We start from the raw sequence: 3,304 nt of genomic DNA on the forward strand, positions 1-3,304 counted from the left end.
TTGGGCGGGGGTTTGGGCGACGGGCGGGCGGTGTTGTTTCCCTGCGGGGTGCGGGGCCCCGGGGGGGGGGCGCTGCCCCCCTCGACCCCCCGGGATATTTTTACAGAGAAGACAGGCAAGGCGTGTTTTCAAGGCTCAATGGAACAGGAAAGACGATGGTAAAGGGCGAGATGCAAACCGGGCGGAGTCCGTCTGGATCAGATGTAGCAGAGGCCGAGGCTTTTTTGGTAGCGCATCCCGAGATTGAGGCGATTGATCTGGTGCTGCATGATGCCAATGGCATCGGGCGCGGCAAGATCATCCGGCGGCACGAGTTGCTTGGCTTTTATCAATCCGGGCGCCATTTGCCGATCTCTATACTGGGGCTCGATATCTGCGGCGAGGATGTGCATGAGACCGGATTGATCTGGGATCAGGGCGATGGGGATCTGCGTGCATGGCCGGTGCCCGGAACGCTGGTGCCATTGCATGGGACGCGACCCGCACGCGCCGAAGTGTTGATGTGCATGTACGGGTTGGATGGCACAGCCATGTCCTCTGACCCGCGCCATGCGTTGCAGCGCCAGGTCAGCGCGCTGGCGCGCGAGGGTTTGCGGCCCGCAGGGGCATTCGAGTTGGAGTTCTTCCTTCTGGCGAAGGAGCGCGGGGCCGATGGCCGCGTCCAGCCTGCGCGCGACGTGCTGGACGGGCGCGCAAGCAACAAGACCGAAGTTTATTCGGTGGATCACCTGCACGGTATGTTGCCGCTGTTTTCAGACATCTACGCCGGTGCGGCTGCGGCGGGGATCAAGGCCGAAACGCTGATATCGGAATATGCGCCCGGCCAGTATGAACTGACCTTGCATTACCGCGAAGATGTCATGCAGGCCGCAGATGACCTGATCCGCCTCAAGCGGATCGTGCGGGCACAGGCGCGTAACCATGGCGTGATCGCCTGTTTCATGGCCAAACCGGTGGAGCAATATGCAGGGTCCGGCATGCATTTCCATGTCTCGATGTTGGACAAGACCGGGCGCAATATCTTTGTCGAAGCCGTGGAGGGGCAATGGGCACCAACCATCCTGCACGCCTTGGGCGGCTTGCGCGCGACGATGGCGGAATCGATGCTGATCTTTGCGCCCCACGCCAATAGCTGGCGGCGGTTCGTGGGCCAGTCCTATGCGCCGGTCTCGCCGTCATGGGGCGTCAACAACCGCTCCGTTGCCTTGCGGATCCCGGCGGGTGACATCAAGGCGCGGCGGATTGAGCATCGGCCGGCGGGGGTGGATGCCAACCCCTATCTGGTTGCCGCAACGGTGCTTGCCGGTATCCGGGCAGGATTGGCGCATCGGGTTGACCCGGGGCCGGAGACCACCGGCAATGGTTATGATGGTGCCGAAATCGGCGAGATGCCGGTCGATTGGCGCGGTGCGATCGAGGCTGCGCGAAACTCCACCTTCCTGCGCGATGCCTTGGGGGAGGATATGCACCGCACCTTCGTTGCTATTAAAGCCGCAGAATATGCGCGGGTGGCCGCGACGATTTCGGAAGTTGATTATGATCTGTATTTGCATACTGTTTGACGCAAAGTGCATGCAGCCTTGACGACAAAGGTTGCAGTGCGCGCGAAGAATTGGTAAGAAAATATTACCACAATCGAGAGAGATCTGCCATGCCCGTGATCACCTGCATTGATGACCTCAAGCGTCTGCACAAGCGCCGCACGCCAAAGATGTTCTATGATTATGCGGAAAGTGGCAGTTATACCGAGCAGACCTTCCGTGACAATTCCGCTGACTTTGCGCAGTTGCGTTTGCGCCAGAAGGTGGCGGTGGATATGTCGGGGCGGTCCACCGAAAGCACGATGATTGGCGAAAAGGTGGCGATGCCGGTGGCACTTGCCCCAGTCGGCCTCACCGGGATGCAGCATGCGGACGGGGAGATACTGGCAGCGCGCGCGGCTGAGAAGTTCGGCGTTCCGTTTACCCTGTCGACGATGAGCATCTGTTCGATCGAGGATGTAGCGGCAAATACGACAAAGCCGTTCTGGTTTCAGGTCTACACACTGAAAGATGACGATTTCATGCGCCGGTTGCTTGAGCGCGCACGGGCAGCGAAATGTTCGGCGATTGTGATCACCGTGGATTTGCAGATTCTGGGCCAGCGGCACAAGGATCTGAAGAACGGGCTATCGACGCCGCCGAAACTGACCCCTGCATCAATTGCCAACATGATGACAAAGGTGCAGTGGGGGCTGGGGATGCTGCAAACCAAGCGGCGGTTCTTTGGCAATATCGTTGGCCATGCGAAGGGGGTTTCGGACCCCACAAATCTTGCGACATGGACGGCGGAGGCGTTTGACATGTCGCTGGATTGGGCGCGGATCGCCAAGTTCAAGGAAATGTGGGGCGGCAAGGTGATCCTGAAAGGCATCATGGATGCGGATGACGCCCGCAAGGCGCTGGCTGTCGGGGCAGATGCGATTATCGTCTCCAACCATGGCGGGCGGCAGTTGGATGGGGCGCTGTCTTCAATCCGGGCGTTGCCTGCCATCCTTGATGCTGTTGGCGACCAGATCGAGGTTCATATGGACAGCGGTATCCGGTCGGGGCAGGACGTATTGAAGGCGCTGGCCCTGGGGGCCAAGGGAACCTATATCGGGCGCGCCTATGTCAACGGTCTGGGTGCGATGGGAGAGGCGGGCGTGACCAAGGCGCTGGAGGTCATCCAAAAGGAGCTTCTCACCACAATGGGCCTTGTTGGCGAACGTGGGATAGACGGACTTGGACGCCATAACCTTTTGATCCCGAAGGGGTTTGAAGGTGACTGGGTGGCGTAAGCCATTGCCACCCCCCGGCGTAGCGCGGTGTTTCGTTCGGGGTAGTGGATATTTTTGCAGAGAAGACGCAGGTGTGATTTTGCTTTGGCGGCCCGGCAGCAGAGCTATTTTGACGCCCGTGTCAGCATCGGCGCGAGGACGAGGACCAAGGCGATACCGCAGGCTGTCGCGACGAAGGCTGCCCGCAGGCCGAAACTGCCTGCGATAAGGCCCAACGCCGGCGGGCCGAAAAAGTAACCGAAGTAGCCAAGTTGCGTGGCGCGCGCGACCGCACGCGCGCGCGCTGCGGGTTGTGCATTCTGGCCGACCAATGAAAACGCGGTGGGGGTAATGACCGAAGCGCCGATGCCCAAAATGACGAAGCCAAAATAGGCCATCATCGGGCCGGTCGCCATGGCTGCGACCAACGCGCCGCAACTCGCGACAATTGAGCCCCAACGCAGCAGGGCGATCGGGGCAATCCGCTGGACAAGTGCCTGACCACCG

At 60.4% G+C, this 3,304-nt stretch carries 3 protein-coding genes; 2 read left to right on the top strand and 1 reads right to left on the bottom strand.

Annotated features, from left to right (window positions below; all coding sequences use genetic code 11):
• The first annotated feature begins 155 nt into the window (after positions 1-155).
• Together L0H65_RS16755 and L0H65_RS16760 are read left to right on the top strand one after the other, a co-directional pair.
• A complete protein-coding gene (locus L0H65_RS16755; RefSeq protein ID WP_301460354.1) occupies positions 156-1,562 on the top strand; it encodes a glutamine synthetase family protein in 1,407 nt (468 codons plus the stop codon).
• A gap of 89 nt (positions 1,563-1,651) precedes the next feature.
• Complete coding sequence (locus tag L0H65_RS16760) at positions 1,652-2,818, top strand: alpha-hydroxy acid oxidase (RefSeq protein ID WP_301460355.1); 1,167 nt, start codon at positions 1,652-1,654, stop codon at positions 2,816-2,818.
• A 104-nt stretch (positions 2,819-2,922) separates the two neighbouring features.
• Here the strand turns inward: L0H65_RS16760 and L0H65_RS16765 are convergent.
• On the bottom strand, positions 2,923-3,304 hold a 382-nt coding region (locus tag L0H65_RS16765; protein ID WP_301460358.1), incomplete at its 5' end, for an MFS transporter.

This window comes from Pseudorhodobacter sp., from assembly GCF_030452865.1.
In the GTDB taxonomy this organism is placed as follows: domain Bacteria; phylum Pseudomonadota; class Alphaproteobacteria; order Rhodobacterales; family Rhodobacteraceae; genus Pseudorhodobacter.

What these genes read in the sequence shown, in the direction of transcription:
- L0H65_RS16755 (WP_301460354.1), top strand. Translation starts at nt 156, where the DNA reads ATGGTAAAGGGCGAGATGCAAACCGGGCGGAGTCCGTCTGGATCAGAT.
- L0H65_RS16760 (WP_301460355.1), top strand. Translation starts at nt 1,652, where the DNA reads ATGCCCGTGATCACCTGCATTGATGACCTCAAGCGTCTGCACAAGCGC.